The sequence below is a fragment of the Methylomusa anaerophila genome (assembly GCF_003966895.1).
GTDB classification, from domain to species: domain Bacteria; phylum Bacillota; class Negativicutes; order Sporomusales; family Sporomusaceae; genus Methylomusa; species Methylomusa anaerophila.
Window position 1 is genome coordinate 4,491,005 of record NZ_AP018449.1, and the last position, 20,966, is coordinate 4,511,970.

General features: G+C 36.5%; 4 protein-coding genes. All 4 read right to left on the reverse strand.

The window, feature by feature from the left end:
• Positions 1 to 157 precede the first annotated feature (157 nt).
• On the reverse strand, positions 158 to 811 hold the full coding sequence (locus MAMMFC1_RS20415) for an HAD family hydrolase (protein ID WP_158618832.1): 654 nt from the start codon (positions 809 to 811) through the stop codon (positions 158 to 160).
• A 62-nt stretch (positions 812 to 873) separates the two neighbouring features.
• Positions 874 to 2,457, reverse strand: a complete 1,584-nt coding sequence (locus tag MAMMFC1_RS20420; RefSeq protein WP_126310245.1) for a hypothetical protein — start codon at positions 2,455 to 2,457, stop codon at positions 874 to 876.
• Between the two features lie 30 nt (positions 2,458 to 2,487).
• Complete coding sequence (locus MAMMFC1_RS20425) at positions 2,488 to 14,052, reverse strand: SDR family NAD(P)-dependent oxidoreductase (RefSeq protein ID WP_126310246.1); 11,565 nt, start codon at positions 14,050 to 14,052, stop codon at positions 2,488 to 2,490.
• Between the two features lie 38 nt (positions 14,053 to 14,090).
• The gene (locus MAMMFC1_RS20430; RefSeq protein WP_126310247.1) at positions 14,091 to 20,885 is read right to left on the reverse strand and encodes an SDR family NAD(P)-dependent oxidoreductase; all 6,795 of its coding nucleotides are present in this window, start codon (positions 20,883 to 20,885) and stop codon (positions 14,091 to 14,093) included.
• Positions 20,886 to 20,966 lie beyond the last annotated feature (81 nt).

Genomic DNA, 20,966 nt, shown 5'->3' on the forward strand with positions numbered 1-20,966 from the left:
ACTATAAATTAATTTAACAATTTGATAATTGTCAAATTAATAATAGTCAATTTTGCACTCTCTTGTCAAGATATTATTTCCAATCAACTAATCCAATGATCATTGTTGTTTGGAAAAAGTCTTAAAAGCTGCAAATATAAAGCTCACATCAGTTCTTTTATAAAGCAATAAGATCCCTAAAGTTATCAATTAAAAAATCCGGCTGTTCATTCACAATTTCATTATAATTACCATAACCATGCGTTACACATATTGTAGTAATACCGGCATTCTTCCCTGTTTGTATATCATAAATTGAATCTCCAATAAAAACAGTATGATCAGCCGATGCTCCTGCTTGCTCAATAGCATAAAACACCATCTGCGGATTCGGTTTCTTTTCTGCTATTAAATCCGGCCCGCATATTAATTTAAAGTAATCACAATATTTCATTTCAGTCAATATTTTCTTAACAAAGTAACTGTATTTATTCGAAATGACTGCCATTATTTTATTTTTAACTTTTAATTCATTTAATATTTCAATAACACCCGGATAAAAAGTGGAAAAACGGGCTGAATTCTCCTGATAATATTTACTGTAAATTTCCTCTGCTTCATTAAAATCAATATTTATACCGTCGGTAATAGCTTGATTGATTGTATATGCCTGACCTCTGCCAATTATACTTTCGGTTTCTTTTAATGTGAAGTCCCGCAAACCATATTTTTTTCGCATATAATTAACAGCGGCTTGTACATCAGGTGCAGTATTTATAAGAGTCCCGTCAAAGTCAAATAAAAACAAATCTTTTTTGTCAAATAAACTCATATATAACATTCCTTTTATATATTCATACAAGCGTATTTTAAATTTTCCAATTATTCAAGAAACTATATAGTACTATAATTTTTAATTAATGGAAAAAATTCTGTGCCCACTTTAGCGACGTTATTAGAGGAACGCAAAAAGTAAGCAAGATTGGTAAGTGACTCCCATGTTATATTGACACCATGGTCCGGTTCAATATGAATATCACCGCAATATTCATGATCTTGTTGAGATAATATATGTTTCATCATTGCTTTTGATTTTCCAATAAATCCATATGCGGCAGCCTGCTGTGCAGAACACATAAAAACAGGAAAATTACCACCGTATATCTCCCAGCCGCGTGGAATATAGTCGGGATTAAAATAACCATGCCAATGCCCCAGGGCAATACCATTAGTTTCTAACAAATTCGGATAAGCTGCAGCAGGATTTACATATTTTAGTATACTTGCAAATAAAGATGTTGCCACAGCATTTGATAAAATTACTTTTGTATCAAACGATGGACGAACATTACTTTTAACAGGATCTACACTTTCTTCAAATTGTAAGGTCATTTTACCGTTATTTAAACCCATTTTGACAATATCCTTATACTGCATATTGACTTTATCTGCGCCGGAAATGCTTGTAAGAGTGTGTATTTCCGGAACTTTTAAACATATTTCAGCATTATTTAACATTAGCTTAATATACAATTCATCATTATGAAATGTATAATCTTTATCTCCAAATGCAATTCCAATTTCCTTTTCAGCTTCAGGCAGCAGGTAAACGCTGGAAAGACATGTTGGTAATTGTCTGGAAATATATCCAAAGTGAACACTCGTTCGATTATCAAGCATTATCGTATATAGTTTACGATAGGCATCTTTTTTAAAGGGTACATCATTTGCCGTAAAACGATAACTCATTAATCCTGTATCCATAAATAGCTTACTGCCTTTTACCAAATCATCCAGATAGGGTTTAATTTGCGGGTCAGTACCCGAGAATCCTTCTTTACTTATTTTAAAATCGGACAGTGGCAGAGGATTTATAGGAGCATACAATTTGGAGATTAATGTTTTCAAAATATCATTATTAAAGCTGCCGGCATAATCAGTCTTATAAACATCATTAAGACCGGTTGATCCATATGGAATCCAATGATCCTTGTCCACTCCTACAACAAAATTGGAAAAATGCCAGGTGATTAGGGCCAGGCCATAATCTGCTTGTTCTTTAAAGCCTTTTTGTATAAAATTTTCGGCAATATATTTATTATCATCTATTACAGTAAGAATCAAATTATCTCGGTAAGAAGTTAAATATTCAATGGGCATATTATCAACGCTTTGTTCTCCTAATACAATTAAGTGTATGCCCTTTTTAATTGCTTTTTGATCTTTTTTGATAAGGGCTTCTTCAAAGGGAACAATAGTAACACCGTAATGTATAAATGCTTCTTTTAATTTTGCATAAAACCTACGCGTATGCTCGCAAACATTACCTTCATAAGGGAAAAATGTTACTTTAAGCCTTTTTCCCATTTCTTCATGATCAATAATTAAATTATCATCAAGCCCAACAATTTTACATATTGCCTCCAAACTTAATAAATTATTGTGTTTCATAGTTTCCTCCCTAAAATTTCTTTCCATAAAAAAATTCCTCCTTATTTTATTCTTTTCTTAATTTTTTTTATTAAAATAAATTTCAAATTCCTGGTGATAATCATTCGCTAATTTTATCGAAAGCGCTTCTAATGTTGAGTATTCCAGCAAAAGCAAAGGACTGATACTGATATTTAGTTTGTCCTGAAAATGAACAAGTAGTGAATTCAATGAAATCGAATCCAATCCCAGATCATTAAAATTTTCCATAATATCAATATCTTCCTTTAACTTTAATAATTCCCGAATCGTTCTCACGATATATACCTGTATTTTTTGAATTAAATCATTCGCCGCCGACTCAATCTTTGGTTGATTATTACTTTCTGCCGGTTCCATTTGATCCGCTTTGCTCTCAGTACCAAGTTTAATTGAAGCATTATTATCATGGCTAACTATTTTAATGTTTTCAGACTGTGGTTGTCTGTCATAGGTTTTTATATCCATCCAATGCCTGTCTTTTACAAACTCATATCCAGGCAAGGAGATTTTATTGTGAGGATGATTGCTATTCATTTTTTTCCAATCGATATTAAGGCCGTATACCCATAATTTTGCGATTTTGTTCAAATCATTCTCCTTTATTAAACTGTTAATAAACGCTTCACCCGGTTCACCGACCAACCACATGCTAATATCACTTTTTTTTCTTATATCGCCGCAAATATAAACATTTTCTATTATTGATTCTTTTTTCATTATCTGGGTAAGTTTGCTTGTTAAATCTGCAAAATTTTCAGCAATTATGGCAATACGCGAATTAAAACAATTACGGCCTACCTGAAGTGTATATGCGATATCAGCCAGACTCACATCATTTTGTTTCTGAATTGTTTCCTGTTTATCTGAAATATTAAAAATATTCTTTAATGCTGATTCGTGATACTGTATCAAATGAACTGCGATTTTTTCCAGATTTGCTTCATAAATAATATCATGCGGTTTTATTAATATCCCCCAATTTGCATTAATTTCATCAAATAATTTGTTAATCGCAAAGTTATCAATACCCTGCTCGAAAAGATTTTCCCAATTATTAATTGTATTATTTTGTAGATTTGTAATTCGTGAGAGTTCTTCATTCATATAACCCAGGATTTTTGATAATAATTCATCCTGTTGAACGTCCTTTGTGTCTGTTTGTTTATTTATGCGCCGAATAAACTCAAGCATTTTTTCCAGATATCTATATAATTGAATTTCATCCTTGGCTGAGAAAATGATAATTTCTTTCTCATTTTCCTGCAGTTCCTTTTCTTGCTTATCATATTCTTCCAAAACAATGTGCGCATAAGCGCCACCATAACCAAATCCACTTATTCCTGCCCGCCGGGGAATAACTTTACCGTTTTGATCCTTTGTTCTTTCCCATTTTTTTGTGTTTTTCACAATATAAAACGGACTGTCATCTATTTTGATGTAAGGGTTTATTTCATTAAAGTGAACGGTTCCCGGAAGAATACCATTGCGCATTGATAAAATTACTTTAATAATACTTGCTACAGAAGCAGCAGGTTCCAGGTGGCCAATGTTCGTTTTTACCGATCCCAAGCCACAATAGTTTTTGTTAACCTGATTCTTGCCATAATATGAATACAGCTTTTCAAATGCCTTCTTTAGACTGTTTATTTCAACGGGGTCGCCAAGACGGGTGCCTGTGCCATGCGCTTCAATGTAGGTTATAGTATCAGGACTTATTCCGGCCCGTTTGTATGCCTTTTCAATAAGTTCCGCCTGGAGGGCAACGTTAGGCGATGTAATGGAATTGGCTTTGCCGCCGTGATTCACAGCAATACCTTTAATAACCGCATAAATATTATCATTATCATTAATTGCCTTACTTAACGGTTTTAACAATATTGTTCCCACGCCTTCCCCCCGCACATAACCGTTGGCATCTTTATCGAACGTACGGCATGCTCCGTCCGGGGACAATACCCCAAGTTTGCTTAACAGCATATAAAAATAGGGGGTTAATAATGCACTAACCCCGCCGGCGATCGCCATATCACAATCACCATTTTTTATAGCTTTGATAGCTGCATCTACTGATGTCAAAGAACTGGAACAGGCAGTTGAGATAACTTCGCTCGGTCCATGGAAGTTATATACATAAGAAATCCTATTCGCAACAAGGGATAATCCGATACCGGTGGCTGAATACGGATTAGCGTTAGGCACTACTCCCTGAATCATATCAAGCCCTGTATAATCGACCCCCTCAACTCCTATAAATACACCGGTATTTGAATCAGCAACATCAGCCGGGCTATATCCTGCGTCTTCCAAAGTATGCCAAACAGTCTCCAGAAGCTTTCTTTGCTGCGGATCCATAAGTTCGGCTTCCTGTGGTGATATTCCCATAAAATCAGCATCAAAAGCATCTATATCTTCAATGAAACCACCCCATTTGGTATTTATGTCGTTACCTTCAAGGGAAGGTTTTTCATTATAATATTGCTCCCAGTCAAACCGCTTCTTGGGAATTTGTGATATACAATTCTTTTCATTTTTCAGTACATCCCAGTACTCATTAAGATTATTGGCGCCAGGAAAGATTCCGGCCGCACCGATGATGGCAATATCATCCTCATATTGCTCATGTTGATTGTTGGAAAAATCAACGAATTGCTTATTTTGCGGCTCATCCTTAACTTTAAATATTTCAACTCTTGGAGATTGTTCTGCCATGGTTTTAACCGGTAGACCTTTAACTTCTGCGGTGATGTTGTAGATATTCATTATTTTCTCAGTATAGTCTTCGGCCAGATGTTTGGAGATTGTATTAATTTTGTTATATTCAAAGAAGGTAGCCGGTGTAATTTCTATTCCGAATCTTTTATTAATTTTATTCCCCAATTCGGTTAATGTTACAGAATCAAATCCAAACTTGTTAATGTCCGAATCAGGATCGAGCTTTTCCCTTTTTACACCGGTAATTTCCATAACAATTGAACTAAGATCATGTTTTATTTTTTCATTAAACTTGTTCATCAGCGTTTCATCCATAAAACTTTCCTTATTTATACTGTGTTTATCAGGACTAGAATCTTGAATTTGCGGATTTTCAATCATTTCATTTATATTTAGTACTTTTTGAATTTTTTCACGATTACCTGCCATAACTAAAATATGGGCATTATCCTTATTAATCCAGTAATTAAAAGCTGCTAAACCTTGCTCAGTGGAAAGCATTTGCATACCGCTTATTTTTTCCATCATCTCAACTGATGCTTTATCAACAATCATTCCTCCCTCTTTCCATAACGGCCAACTAAAGGATACGGTTTTCCCTCGGCGCTTTTCCTGTTTAATTAATGCATTACGGTATAATGCAAAGGAATCAAGAAAACTGTTGCCGGTACTATAATCTGTTTGCCCTAAATTGCCCCAAACTGCTGTTGCTGAAGAAAAGAGTGCAAAAAAATCCAATGCTTCATCTTTAGTCGCAGCATCTAAATTAATAACACCTTGAATCTTAGGCGCCAATACCTGCTTAAAAGATTCCAAAGATTTATTTTTTAAATAGGAATCATTTATAATTCCAGCTGCATGAATAACTCCATTAATTTCTCCAAAGCGGTTTTTTATGTTCTTAAATCCATCAATAATGCTTTTGGGGTCTGAAATATCTGTCTGAATGTAAATAGCTTCACTACCCAAATCTTGTATCTCTTTTACCAGCTTCTCTTTTTCAGCATTATATTCAGAACGTCCCAAAAGGGCTAATTTAACATTACACTCTTTTGCAATCATGCGGGCAAAGATAAATCCAAGACCGCCGGTTCCACCTGATATTGTGTATACTCCTTTATCTCTTAAAAATGACCCGCCAGGACTGTTTGGCGAAATTTCTTTGGCTTTCTTTACATATCGTTCATTATCGTTGTACTTAATTTCCGATACAATGTCTGCATTCGTTAACTCCTGCACTGAATTCTTTATTATTTGCCCCAAATCGTTATATTTCTGATTTGTGCGCAGCAAAGTGAACTTCATATTGGGATGTTCCCACTTTAATGAATTCATAAAGCCATTTACAGCTGAATGCTGTGGTTGTATATTTTCTTTGGATTCATATTGTACATATAAAAGCCGAATCTCATCTTTTACTTCCAACGCAATTAATGCTTTTGATAACATGAAAAGTGAATAGATACCCAAATCCAATTCATCATCCAGATCATTTATATCGGCAAGATCTGTTTTATTATCGTTATAGCTCCATAAAAAGAGAATGTTATTTAATATAACATTCTTGGATATTAATGATTTGAAGAGTGTTGTATAATCAGCTTGTTTTCTATAGTTGATTTCATATTCATTATCTGCTATCTCAGTATAAACACTAGCTTCTTTTATGGTTACAACGTTAAGGTTATTGTCAAATAAACCGTTCAAATGCTGTGTATTTTTGCCGAAAACAATGATTGTATTATTTCCAGTATTTGTTGCGGGTAATGTTTCTTGTTGCCAATCAAAAGAAAAGTACATTGGATGTAAATTTAATTTATTATTTAAACCTATAACGTCAGAATCAATTTTGCGGTTATATATTTTCACGATTTGCGCGAGTATTATCCCGTCGCTGTTTAAAATATATATTTCTCCTTTTCGAATGTCATTTGAGGCTGTTTGATGTTTATAGGCATATACAAAGCATTCGCCGGGGAGACTTCCGTATATTTCCAATTCATCAATTGAGAATGGTAAATATAAATTATTTTGCAGTTCATCAGGATAAATCGCAATTTCAGTTCCAAGCGCCCCAGCCATTAAAGAAGGATGTAAAACAAATTGATTGTCATTTCTTAATGATTCCGGTAATACCAAATGGCTGAATGCTTCATTTTCCGTTACATATAATTCTGTCATGGATTGCATGGTTTTTCCCAGATTCAAACCAAGGGAATCCAGCTGATGATACAATTTCATCGGATCTTGGGACTGGTTAATCCTCTTTCGCAATTGTTCTATATTAATCGCTTTTTTATCCGGATTATTATCATTAATTAAAACAATTTGTCCCGTGGAATTAACAACCATCTGTTCTGAGTTGTTACTCATTATTTTAAATTCGATCCGGTTATCCAATGCTTTTTCTATTTTAACTTGTATATCCTTGTGTTCATTATCAACTTCAAAAGGCAATGCCCATGTGATATTAGCAATTTTAAATACCTTTGCGCCAAATTCAGTTTCCGCAACAACCCGTGCCATTTCCAGATAAACAACTGCAGGAAGAACAGGAATATTGCCGACAAGATGATCCCTAAGAAAAAAATCATCCCTAGAAAATTTTTTAATATAAACTCCTGGCAGTTCATTGTCTTTATAATCGATTAAAGGATTTAATACGGAAGAATTAGTTTCGGAAAATACGCCGGTGAAATTTACATCAACTTCACATACAATAAAATCTTTAATATCAACAATGCATTTTCCTGAAGTGTCATAGATTGTCACATCGTACTTTCGTATATTCTCCGAATTCGTTTGCAATTTCCTTGCCACCGAATAACATACTTCAGGTATTTTATCAAGAATGACAATCTGCCCGAGAGAATAAGGAAGAAAAGGTTTATTGATACCTCTATGGTTTTCTGTAGCAGCAATTATTTGCAGTGCACCGTCTAACAAGCCTGGGTGTAAAATAAAATCACCGACAGATAGGCTATCCGGCAACCGGAGCTTGGCTAAAATAAGGTCATTATCGTAGAATAACTCCGCCACAGTCTTAAATGTCTTTCCATAAACCAGTCCTAAGTTCCCATAATATGCATAAAATGTATCGGATGCCATTTTATTTTCCAAACTTCTCTTAATATCATCTATATCGGTTTGCTGCGGCTGATCCGGTTTAAAATCTTTTGAATAAATTATTTTTCCCTGTGAGTATTTTTTTACACCTGGACCAAAGTTTTTTCCATCCATAATCTCATAATGAATTTCATTATTTTGATTTTTTAAATGAATAAAAACTGTACGTTCCTGCATGCCAACCGCAAGGGGAGTAATCCATGATACATTCCGCAGACATACTACGGTATCTCCGGGATTAGCTAGTGTTCCTGCCGCGCGAGCCATTTCCAGATAAGCGACTCCCGGTAATACAAATTTATTATTAACAACGTGATCGTTCAGGAAAAAATACTTATTTAACAATTTTTTCGAAAAAATACATGAATTTATTGTTGATATATTTGAGTCAATCATTGAATGTAAATTCTTTTCTATTATATCTACATCCGAATTGAAAGCATGATTATCCTTACTAACCCAATAGCTTTCTTTATCAAAAGGATAAGTTGGTAATGATATACGGTATCTTAAATTATTCTCATGCAATTTTTTCCAGTCAATCTCCATGTGTTTGATCCAAAATAAGGCCAAAGATTTTAAATCTTCTTTGATTAAAGCTTTTTTAATATCCTCTGTAATATTTTTTTCCAATTTACCATCATCTTGCTCTTGCAAATTACTAATATAAATATTTCCTTCAGAAGTATTATCAGTATTATTCTTGATGAATAAATCTAAAGTATTGATTAGTTTTTGCTTTGAATCGGCAATAATCGCTAAACGGTCTCGCAAAGCTATACGGCCTATCTGCAGCGTATAGGCAATATCTCCCAAATCGTATTGGTTCCCGTCATTTTTTATAAAGGTTATCAGATTCCCGGCATATTCCTTTAAGCAATGCCGATTTTCAGCCGAAAGTATAATTAAATGATTTTTATTGTTATTGAGATTATCATATGGATCAGACAGGCTTTGTGAATGATCCTTTTCGTATTCTTCAATAATAATATGAGCATTGGAACCTCCAGCGCCAAATGAACTCACACCCGAACGCCGTGGATAGGTGATAATCTTATTATCAACTTTATTGACAATTTTCTCCCAGGGGGCTAATTCATGTTGTACATAAAAAGGAGTATTTGCAAAATCAATATTGGGATTTAATTCTCGGGCATGGATGGAAGGTACTAATGTTTTGTTTTTCATTTGAAGCAGTACTTTTGTTACCTGAGCAATGCCGGCTGCAGCCTCAAGATGACCAATATTTGATTTTGACGAACCTATGGCACAAAATTGCTTTTTATCGCTAGAAAAAGAAAACGCCTTCGTTAATCCCCGGATCTCTATCGGATCACCAAGGGAAGTTCCTGTCCCATGAGCTTCCACATAACTTATCGAAGCAGGATCAATATCGGCATCATCAAGTGCCATTTTTATCAAATCGGCCTGCGCATTAGGATTGGGCACTGTATATCCATTTGTTCTCCCGCCATGATTAACCGCCGTTCCTCTTATAACACCGTAAATTGTATCGCAATCCCTAACAGCATCATCAAAATTCTTTAAAAGGATTGCACCGACGCCTTCACCGGGTACATATCCATCGCCGTCTTTTCCAAAACTTCTACACCGTCCATCTGTTGACAGGAATTTATGTTGGGCTAAGTTAATATACTTATTTACGTGCAGAGATAAATTCACACCACCGGCAATAGCAGCCTTGCATATACCCAAGCGAAGATTTTGTACAGCCAGGTGGATTGCGGTTAAAGCCGATGAGCAGGCTGTATCTACTGCAATACTCGGACCATTGAGTCCCAATTGATAGGAAACACGATTTGATATATTGAATAAATGAATTTCAGGATGATATGTCTGTAAGGGATCATTTCCGTCTATTGCATATAATTGATAGTCAGGCCATGTTGCACCGATAAATACTCCAATATTATTTTCATATTTCTCTTTTAATTCCTGAAGAGTATATCCGGCGTCTTCAACAGTTTTCCAGGCAATTTCCAGGAAAAGACGTTCGTGCGGATCTAACAAATTAGCTTCACGGGGTGAAATGTTGAAAAACAACGGATCAAATTTATCTATATTGTTAATAAATCCTCCCCATTTGCTGTATGTCTTCCCTTGTTTTCCCGGTTGTTCATCATAATATTCTCTATAATCCCAGCGATCCGTAGGTATTTCTGTGATACAGTCCTTTCCTTCTTTAAGATTATTCCAGTATTGGTTAATATCATCGGCTAATGGATATCTACCGGCTAATCCAATGATAGCGACTGCTTTATTATTCGTGTTATCCGGTTTATGCGCCTGTGTTTCCATAGAAATAACAACATTTTGCTTATAGGATTTGCTTTGAAAAACTGGGGGGACTGTAATTGGAGAATAGGCATCCAGGATAGCAGATTTATAATCAGAAGTTGTTGGATTTGTTTTTTGTATTTCTCCCTGCTCTTTATATTTGCCGCTTATTGCTTTATTTCGTTCAAAATTTTCATTAATGGCTATTTCACTTTTCTTTGATTCATTAATATCACTAACATCACTGCCTGCATTTAATATGCTATTAACTTTGTCAGGAAATTCCTTTAAGAAAAACTCTGCTAAACTTAATACATTTGTGTACTCAAAGAATAATGTCTTGGAAACTTTGCCGAAAATCTTTTCAATTTGGGATGTCAAATTCATTATCATCAGAGAATCAATACCAAATTTTTCAAATTCCATATCAGGCTTAATTCGTTTAAGGGGTAATTTGGTTTCCTTGGCAATAACCTCAATCAGAAACTTAACGATGCCCTGATTTGAACTGGCTATTGTCCCGGCTGTATTATTCTCAATCGTATTTTTCTGTTCTTCTGTTTTTAAATCGCTGTCCTTTCCATATTTAAAGGTACTGATATAATGATCCAGGTCGCCATCATAAACAATAACATTGTTACCCGGTAATGATAATATTTTTATTAAAGCCTCAATTCCCCCGGAATTGGTTAAAGGCATAAGCTTTTTGGTATGTTGCAAGTACATAATATATTCTTCAGTAAGCTTCATCCCACCGTTATACCATAATGACCAATTTATTGAAACCGAATGTCCTTTGCGTTTACCTTCCGCCACCATTCTTGCTCTGTCTGCAACAAATTCATCCATAAATGTATTAGCGGCAGCATAATCACTTTGTCCTTCATTACCTAATACAGATGTAATTGAAGAGAACAGGACGAAGAAATCGAGATCATCCTTCCGCGTTATTTCGTCTAATATGAGTGTACCATGAATTTTGGGTGTCAAGACCTTATTAAATGAATCCAGGGTCTTTTTGACAATATAATTGTCATCGATAATGCCGGCAGAGTGCAGCACGCCACTGATCTTACCGTACCTTTTCCTAAAGTCATTCAATTTGGAATCAAAAGCGTCCCTGTCGGCAGCATCAACTTGAATGTATTCTGCTTTTCCGCCTAACTCGCTAAGATTCTGGATTTCCTTCTTCTTGTCTTCTGTTAATGGGGAACGTCCGGTTAGGGCAAGTACCGCATGATATGTTTCGGCAAGATATCTTGCAAATATTAATCCCAAACCGCCTGTCCCGCCGGTAATCAGGTATACTCCCGATTCTTTAAAAAGATTCTTAACCGTTTCCGGTTTTTTTACCGGGAATATTTTTTTTATTTCCCGTCTTGAATTTATATACTGAACGTCATTTTCATCCGTAGAATTGAATTCCTGCATTATTATAGAAACTAACTCATTCTGATCTTTTATTTTTTCATCAAGCCGGACAAGACGGTAATCATAGTTAGGATTTTCCTGGATTAAAGTCTTCATGAACCCGCTTGAAATACTGCTTAACGAAGATCCATATCCGTTTTTGGTATAGTGCAAATATAAAAGTTTTACTTTCTTTATATATTTTAATTCCATCAATGCTTTGGTGATATGAAATAAGGAGCGTACACCCTTATCCAGATATTCCTCAACGCATTCATTCATAATATTTATATCATTATCCTGCTTGCTCCATTGGTGCAGAATATATAAAGTTGATTCCGGTTTATCCTTTACTAATTCGCTTAGTAATTTTTGATAATCGGAAAAAACGGTTAGATTTATTTCATAATTATTATGATCAATTTGATTAAATTGTTTACCGCATCGAACAAAGACAATTTGATTGGCTATTGATTTGTATAATCCAGGATCATGGGTTGTATCTGAAAAACAAAGCAGAAAATCGACAGTTTTTATAGATGGAATTCCGGACGAAACCGGATACCAGCGAGTAGAATACAACATTTTTTCCGGTGAATTATTGGCCGGTTTTCTTATTGCGACTATTCCCTTACCTTCTGCCTGTAGATTTACCTCTTTAAAACGCATTCCATGAATTTTTATTAAAGCGAGGCCATTTGAATCATATAAACTGATGTTCATGGTATTGTTATCATCAGTTCGTATAATATGCACATAACATTTATTAGGTAATGACCTAAAAATGTCCAGTTGTCCAATATAGAATAATACACCGGTTTTTACAATTTCATCATCATTACGGTTTAGCCATGCAGCGACAGTCTGCATAGCACCATCGATAAGCGCCGGATGCAGAATAAAATCAGTCATGGGGCTATCTTGTTCTTCTTTTAAAGATAAAAAAGAAAGGGCTTCCGTATCATTAACATACATTTCTTTTATAGATTGAAATGATCCCTGCCAATTGGCGCCTATCTTTTGGGAACCTGCATAAAAATTCTGTGGATCAATTTGTTTTTCCATACGAGACCGGATATGTTGAATATTTACATTTTCCGGTTCCAGGGAATTCAATTGTTCCACAATACCTTTTGAATGAACTATAATACTATCTTCCATACCATTACCATTACCATTGCTGTATATATCAAATGCAACTCCAGCAGTATCCGGTTTTAAACTTATATACACCGTAGAACCTTGATCTGAGCATTCAACAGGATATCCGAAAACTATATCCTTTAATCTTTTGGTGAAGAAATCACCATCACAAAGCAAATCGTAGGCTGCACGTGCCATTTCCAAATGAACAGCTCCTGGAGCGATATATTTGCCGCCGAAATTGTGTTCCTTAATAAAAAATTCGCTTCTATTAAAACTTTTTTTAAATATATAGGAGCTAAACTTAGAGATATTTTCATCTATGAGAGAATGCAAGACACTTTTGGGGATGAGCATCCGGTCTATATTCTCTCTTTGTTTTTTAACAGAATCATTGATAAGCCAATATCGCTCCCTGGCAAAAGTATACGTTGATAATGGAACGCGACTTGGCTTATTATTTTTATAAAGCAGGTTCCAATCAAAATTAACACCGGTTACCCATAACTGGGCCAGTTTATCAACTTCATTATTTTTTAGGAGTAATTGCAGAAAGCAATCTCCGCTTTCTCCTTCCAGAGTAATTCTCGCTTCCTTGTTCTGCGAAAAAACAGAGCCTGTATATATTCCATCAAATATACCATTATTTTGATAAAATGCCTCTACAGATTTCAAAAGTTGTTCAATATCTGTTACAACAAACGCTGCCCGCTCATCAAACTGTTCCCGCCCGATTTGTAATGTATAAGCTATGTTTAATAAAGTTAAATAGGACAGATTATTGGCTAATTCCCATTTTAAATATTGATGTAAATTTTTAGCATACAGTCTAAGCAATTCCGGCTCTTTAGCTGATAATGGGACAATAACAGTTCCTTTTGTTTGTTCTTTAGTCAACTTTGCAGTAATCATTTCCACACCTCACTTAAAATAAAATAAGTAATTTTACACTATTCGTTTTTTATATACTCCTCCAGAACAACATGGGCATTGGCACCGCCAAATCCAAAAGAGCTAACCCCTGCTCGGCGCGGTATTTCATTATTCTGTTCATCCGTTAAACGCTCCCAGCCCTTTGTTTTATCTACGATATAAAACGGAGTGTCCGTCAAATCTATATACGGATTTATATTTTCAAAATGCAGGATACCGGGAATCTTGCCATATTTCATGGACAGGATCACCTTAAGTAACCCGGCTATCCCGGCTGCCGATTCCAGATGACCTATATTCGTTTTAACCGCACTTATACCGCAACACTTCTTACTTATAGGTTTTGAACCGGTTTTTTGGTGCAATTCTCCAAAAGCCTGCTTTAATGCATTTATTTCTATTGGATCCCCAAGCGAAGTCCCTGTTCCATGTGCTTCAAGATAGGTCACCGTATCTATTGGAATATCGGCTTCATCATATGCACGTACCAGCAATTCCGCCTGCGCATTGGGATTCGGTGCTGTCATTGAATTGGCGTGCCCCCCGTGATTTATGGCACAGGCTTTTATTACTGCATAAATATGATCACCGTCTTCCTCAGCCTGGCGCAGCGGTTTTAATAGCACAGCACCGACTCCTTCACCGCGTACATATCCATTAGCCCGTTTATCAAAAGTCTTGCAGCGTCCATCATTACTTAACATCCCTGCCTTGCTAAAGGCCACAAATAGCGTGGGACTTGTCAGTACATTTACGCCGCCTGCAATTGCCATTTTACAGTCACCATTTTGAATGGAGCGAATAGCATGGTAAACAGCGACCAAAGCGCTGGAACACGCTGTGTCTATTGGTTCACTCGGCCCCGATAAATTCATCATATAGGATATTCTGTTGGGTAATATTGAATTTGCCCTACCCGTTGCTGTCTGGGCTTTGATTTCCACATTCTGCCGGAGAAGTTGCTCATAATAATCATTTGTTGACACACCAACAAACAGGCCGGTATTCGTTCCCGAAAATTCCGAAGGCCGATATCCTGCATCTTCAATTGTTTTCCATACTGTTTCGAGAAATATACGTTGCTGTGGATCCATTAATTCCGCTTCCAACGGCGATATCCCAAAGAATAGTGAATCAAATTTATCCACATCCGGCATGAATCCCCCCCACTTCACATAGGTCCTGTTAATCTCTTTTTCAGGGTCACCATACCATTCCCGCCAATCCCAACGTTCAGGCGGTATCTCGGTTATACAATCATTTCCCTTTTCGAGGTTTTTCCAGAATTCATGTAAATCTCTGGATTGCGGCATTACTCCGCTTATACCAATAACAGCGATATCTTCACTGCGATTCCTGACAGAAAAATCCCGGTTTATACTCCTTGTCTTCTTTATTTTATTATCGTTCTTCTGCTTTGCCGTTAATTCCCCATGCGCCGTAGCCGCAATTTCCTTTTGACTGCCAATCCCCCAATAATTGATAAAGTTACTTTTGTACTCCTTGCACAAATGACTGGCAAGGGCATTCAAGGTCGGATATGCATAAAATATCGTGGGAGTTATATCAATACCGTATATTTCATTTAACTTGTTGCTGAAATCTGTTAATAAGATTGAATCAAAACCATATTCACTCATCTCTCCGGCGGGATCAATCTCATTCTCTTCAATATGCAATAATTGCGAAGCAATCTCGCTTATACCCTTTTTCAGACCCGTTCTTATTTGGTCATCATATTTTTTATTATTATCATTATCTTCGTTAACAGTTGTAGCTGCCTTCCCGGTTTCCTGAATTCCTTTGCCGGTGACATCATTGAGTATATTAAAGGCATTCTGTAATTTCTTTTTATTTCCGGTAAATATTATTATTTGATTCCTTTTGCCTGATATCGCCAACTTAAACCCTTCTAACCCGGCTTCTGTTGTCAACAGACTTATTCCCTTGGTTCGATATAACGACTTCTCAACTTCTTTTGATACATTCATGCCACCGGACTTCCACAACGGCCAGTTTATAGAAATTGTCCTGCCGTGACCTATTCCGTCTGTGCATAATTTATCCCGGTATACTGCGTACCAGTCCATATAACCATTTCCCAAACTATAGGCGGTCTGCCCGGCATTTCCTATAACTGAGGCTATTGAAGAAAATAAAATAAAGAAATCCAGCTTGTCGCCCCGTGTCGCTTCATCAAGATATACTGTCCCCTTTATTTTGGGTGCAATCACCGCTGCAAAATCCTTTTCCTCCTGATTCTTCACCAGGGAATCCCGCAGCAAACCTGCACAATGTACGATCCCCTTTATCTCTCCTAATTGATTATGAATTTCTTTTATTGCACGTTCAACATCTTCCTTAACTCCGACATTCCCTTCCACATAGATCACTTCGGCACAGCTTTTTCTCAATTCTGCTATCCGCTGCCTCTTTTCTTCATCTAACGGTCGTAAATCCAACAAGGCTATCTTTACTTTCGCCTGGAGGCCTATATATTCTGCAAAACGTAATCCCAGCTTGCCGCTTCCCCCGGTGATTACATATACGCCTCCATCACATATACTCAATCCTGATAATGCTTCCTCTTTTATGTTTACCTCTGTTAACCGGTGCACATACCTGATGTTTTCTTGGTATTGAATATCCGTATCTTGCTCACGATTAAATTCGCTAAAAATTATTTTCAACAATCCGGCAACCTCAAGCTCGCTACCGGGTACTCCTACACTCTTAAAACACAGATTCCTGTCTTCTTCTTTCAAACTCCTGATAAAAGCGCCAACAGCCGCATCTGCACCTGTAGATTTATCCTCTGCTGTTTTATATACATAGATCAGCTTGATTCTTTCTTCGTTTTTCATATTCGTCAGGGTTTTACTTATTCTATGCAGCGGATACACTCCCGCAGATAATCTTCCCGCTAAATCACCTTCATGCCGATACGCCCATAAATATATTATTCCCATAGGCAGCTTCCCAAGGGCTTTTAGCCTCTCGAACAACTTTTCATAATCTTGCGCATTGTCAGGCTGTATCTCATAAACTCCTGCTGCCAGTTCTTTATAGGATGCCCCTGCCTTCACAATATGTACGCTGCTATCAGGCAATCCATTATTTTTCTGAATATTCCTTACCTCCGGCAGCAATTGATCATCCGTATCAAATATCAGAATATTTTTAATATATCCCCCGCTATCCTCCCCAGTCTGTTCTACCCAGGCGTGTTCACAATACAGCAAATTTTCCATAGACACTGCTTTTGAATCCGCCGCTATTTTCATGATCGTACGGATTTTAAAATTATTCAAATTAGCAACGATATATCCCTCTTCATCGAATATTCGAATTTGAAACCGATAGCCATCCGCCTCCTTTGCAAGCAAACGTGCATTAACATAACAGTTCATCGGGATCTGATCTATAATCTCCAACGCGCCAAGCGTATGAGGCACATACGTTCCATTCACGCCTCCCATGCCTATGCTTCCCAACACTGACTGAAACGCCCCATCCAATAAAGATGGGGGTAATAACATTTTTTCCGATTCTGTTCTTGCTGTGTCCGGCAATACGAGTTTACCCAGTGATTCCCCTTCTCCAATGTACAATTCACGGATGGTACGGAAGGCATCCCCGTATTCCAGCCCCATTGCCCTGAATTCTGCATAACAGCTTTCCCCATTTATGCGTTCCGTACAACGCTCTTTAATAGAATTGATTTCTATCTTTCCTGTTTTTTTACCGGCTTCATTTTCTTCAATATAATTCAGCGTGCCCTGCGCATATATTATTTCATCATCTTCTGGATCTGCACTCCAGACATCAAATCCAACACCATCTTTTTCAGGATACAAACTTATATAAACCTTTCGGGGTTCCTCATCTATATACAAGGGTTTATTCCATATAATATTGCTTATGCGACTTACCTTGCATTCACCCGCCAACTGGCCTGCGGCACGTACCATCTCCATATACGCCGCACCAGGCAGCACTTTTTTCCCATTCACCACATGATCTTTAAGGAAAAATTCTTTGCCGTCAAATTCCGTGCAGAACTTTTGCTCTTTTAAAGTTGATGCATTATGGCCTAACAACGGATGATCTATACTGCTCAATCCTATCCTCCCCTTTGTTATGCCAGTGGGTATCCAGTAGCGTTTGCCTGTAAAGGGATATGTCGGCAGCGATATCCGTCTTATCTTCTCTGTTCCATGCAGTTTCTTCCAGTCAATATTCCCACCATGAACCCATAATTGAGCGATCTTTTCATATTCTTGCTTCTTAATCAATGACATGAAATAATCGTCTCCTGTTTCTCCCTTTATAAACAAATCAACTATTTTGTTATTTTTTACATTCTCATGGTAAACAGCGCTACTATCTCCTTTACAAAAAGCTGCCAGTGAACCTTTTAAATCTTCCAGGCTACCAGCGATTATCGCCAAGCGCTCGTTCATTTCATTCCTGCCTACCTGAAGCGTATAGGCAACCTCTTTCAGGGATATTTGCGGCGCTTCTGTCGTTTCCTCATCATCTTCTGCTGTTATTTCTTTCTTAATAAATGCAGCCATATCATTTACCGTCTTCACTATGGAAAATAGACCAATTGTTAATTTCAGATTATATTTATCGTTTATTTTATAAATCAGATCATCATATTCTTTTGCTGTAAAGCCAAGATCAATAAATAACTCTTCCTTATCTATCTTTTCAAATTTAATATTAATTATGTCTGCTACAAATCTGGCTATCGTAGCTGCTATTTCATTGTTCTTTGTATGTTCTTTAATAATTTCTATATTTGCTTTATTCAGATAATTTAACAGATTTTTTGCGTATTGTTTCAATTGATCTTCTGTTTTTGCTGACAGCGGGATAATCTGCGGTGTTGAGTGCTCTGCTGTTTCTCTAGCCTCACTCTCTTTATACTCCTCCAGAATAACATGGGCATTGGCGCCGCCAAATCCAAAAGAACTGACCCCTGCCCGGCGCGGTATTTCATTATTCTGTTCATCTGTTAGACGATCCCAGTCCCTTGTTTTATCTACGATATAAAACGAAGTGTCTGTCAAATCTATATACGGATTTATATTTTCAAAATGCAGGATACCGGGGATCTTGCCATGTTTCATGGACAGAATCACCTTAAGTAATCCGGCCATCCCGGCTGCTGATTCCAGATGACCTATATTCGTTTTTATAGATCCAATACCACAATGTCTTTTCTCAATAGTCAATACACTTTTATTCCTGGATAATGATGCATATGCTTTTTTTAGGCCTTCGATTTCAATGGGATCACCAAGGGAGGTACCGGTTCCATGCGCTTCAATATATGAAATAGTAGTTATATCTAAATCCGCATCTTTAAGCGCATCAATTATCAAATTAGCTTGGGCATTCGGATTTGGCGCTGTCATTGAATTGGCATGTCCCCCATGATTTATCGCACAGCCCTTTATCACTGCATAAATCTGATTACCGTCTTCTTGGGCTTGCTGCAGCGGTTTCAGAAACACTGCGCCCACGCCTTCTCCGCGCACATAGCCATTAGCCCGTTTATCAAAAGTCTTACAGCGTCCATCTTCGCTTAACATGCCAGCTTTGCTAAATGAAATAAATAATTTAGGTGATAACAATGCGTTGACGCCACCTACAATAGCGGCTTTACATTTGCCTGTTCTAATTGCATTTATTGCCTCATATAAAGCAACAAGAGCACTGGAACATGCAGTATCAATAGCCATACTTGGTCCATGAAAATCGAACATATATGAAATTCTATTGGCAACAATGGAGTGTATAGTTCCAATTGATGTAAACGCCTCAACCGGAGTACTCGCTTTAATCATCAATTCAGAATAATCATTGGTCGATATACCAATAAATAATCCTGTATTTGTACCGGATATATCAGATGTTTTATATCCGGCATCTTCAATTGTTCTCCAAATGGTTTCAATAAGAATTCTTTGCTGCGGATCCATCATTTCTGCTTCCCGCGGTGATATCCCAAAGAAAGCAGCATCAAACTTATCAATATCTTTTATAAATCCTCCCCATCGTATTTCCTTATTACATTGCTTCTGGACATCTCTCCAATCCCACCTGTCTTCAGGTATTTCTGAAATTACATCCTTCTGATTTTTAATAATATCCCAAAACTGATCAAGATCATTACTGCCAGGGAATATGCCGCTTACGCCTACGATAGCAATATCATGGATAACATTGGGCACGGGTACTTCCAGTTGATTGGCAAATACATTCTTTTGATGATCCGGTTCTTTTTTATATTCTTTATATTCTTTTACATTATTTTTACTTATAGGCGTGATCGCAATTTTATTTAAGGATTCATCAATTTTAAAATGTTTTCCTAACCTGTCAGAAAATTCATTAGCAAGGTATGTTGATAAAGACTGGATATTCTGATATTCAAATAATACGGTTGGGTATAATGCAATACTAAGGTCTTTTTCCATAAACTCTGTCATTTGAATTAATTGAGTCGAGGCTAAACCCATATCAAGAAAATTAGTTGACGTTTCAATCTCCGATTCAATAATAGAGAGAATTTCCCCAATTTTTTTGATTAAATAGGTCTGAACAATATCAAAAAGTTTGGACTTTCCATCAGAAAGAAAATCTGTTTTTATATATCCCACAACAGTATTCGAATTTTCCTCTGTTTTCTGATCAATAATATAATCCAAATTGAAATATTTATGAAAGTGCTCCATGGCTTGTTCCGTATTTATTTTTCCAGTTTCAATTTGGTCAATAAGCATTTCTAATTCTTTCATAAAAAACTCCTTGTATATATTAAACTTTTTATTGAATATTGTTTCTCATTATTTCTCTTTAAGGGCAGTAAATACAACTTG